Source organism: Actinoplanes awajinensis subsp. mycoplanecinus (genome assembly GCF_001509495.1).
GTDB classification, from domain to species: Bacteria; Actinomycetota; Actinomycetes; order Mycobacteriales; family Micromonosporaceae; genus Actinoplanes; species Actinoplanes palleronii.
Genome location: NZ_LLZH01000107.1, coordinates 1 through 1,336 on the forward strand (window position 1 = coordinate 1; position 1,336 = coordinate 1,336).

Genomic DNA, 1,336 nt, shown 5'->3' on the forward strand with positions numbered 1-1,336 from the left:
CTGTCAATCCCCTGGAACCGTAGAGGCTTTGATCTTGAGGTTTTTAGATCTTGGTAGGTGTAGTCAGTGGCGGCGTAGCCGCCTCCATCTCCCGATCTTCAGGCCGCGCGTTCGGCGCGGACCCGTGCCTCGTAGACCGCTGGTGGTAGCCGGCCCGCGGTCGAGTGCCGCCGCTGGTTGTTGTATTCGTCGATGAACGCGGCGACCTCGGCCCGGGCCTGGACCCGGGTGGCGTAACGCCCGGCCCGGGCGAGGAGCTCGAACTGCAGGGTCGAGTTGAACGACTCAGCGACCGCGTTGTCCAGCGCCGAACCGGTGCGGCCCATCGACTGACGCACCTTCGCCCGAGCACAAGCCGCCCGGAACAGACTGCCGGTGTACTCGCCGCCCTGATCAGAATGGAAGATCACCCCGGCCACGTCACCACCACGGACCACGATCGCGACTTGCAACGCGGCCGTCGCCAGAGCGGCATCATGGTGCGCGCCCATCGCGAACCCGACCGCCCGGCGCGAATGCAGGTCCACAACGGTCGCCAGATAGAACGGCCCCTGGTCACAGGGGATCTCGGTGAGGTCACCGACCCACGCCACGTTCGGCACGGCCGGTGGCGTGAAGTCCCGGTTGAGCAGGTCCGGTGCCTTACGCGCGGACCCGTCCGGCTGGGTCAGGTTCCGGCGGCGGCGTTTCGGCCGGGCGACCAGGTCCTGCCCGGCCATGATCGACGCGACCGTGTTCACGCTGACCCGCCAACCCATCGCCTGCAGATCATCGGTGATCCGCGGCGAACCATAACGACCCTTGTGCCGGGCGAACAACGTGACGACCAGGGCGGTCAGCGCCTGCCGGCGGGCCCGGCGCAGCGACGTGTCACCAGGCAGCCATTTATACAACCAGGCCGGCGACACCCCGAGTGCCCGGCACGAGACCGCATACGGGATACCGTGCTCTGCCCTCTGAGCGGCGATGAACCCGGCCACGGCTACCGGCCCATCGAGTCCTCGACCCAGAGGGCCAGACTGCGCTTGAGCACATCACACCGCATCCGCAACTCGGCGTTCTCCCGGCGCAACCGGGCCAACTCGACCCGCCCGTCCTCACCCAGGCCGTCACCGGCACCGTCCTCCCGGCGCCGCCGATCAGCGTTCACCCAGCTCGCCAGCGTCCCGTCGTTGATCCCCAGATCCCGGGCCACCTGCGCGATCGGCTTACCGGTCTCCCGGACCAGCCGCACCGCACCATCCTTGAAGTCCTGATCAAACCTTCGTCGTGTCTCCGCCATCGCCGATCACCAATCCTTTAAGGCGATGTCTCCACGTTACGAGGGGAAGCTCAG

At 67.4% G+C, this 1,336-nt stretch carries 2 protein-coding genes; both read right to left on the reverse strand.

Features of this window, described 5'->3' with window-relative positions; genetic code table 11:
- Positions 1-98: 98 nt before the first annotated feature.
- On the reverse strand, positions 99-980 hold the full coding sequence (locus ADL15_RS14460) for an IS3 family transposase (protein ID WP_198170778.1): 882 nt from the start codon (positions 978-980) through the stop codon (positions 99-101).
- Between the two features lie 2 nt (positions 981-982).
- Positions 983-1,282, reverse strand: coding sequence for a transposase (locus ADL15_RS14465; RefSeq protein ID WP_067689862.1), 300 nt, complete (start codon positions 1,280-1,282; stop codon positions 983-985).
- Positions 1,283-1,336: the final 54 nt, after the last annotated feature.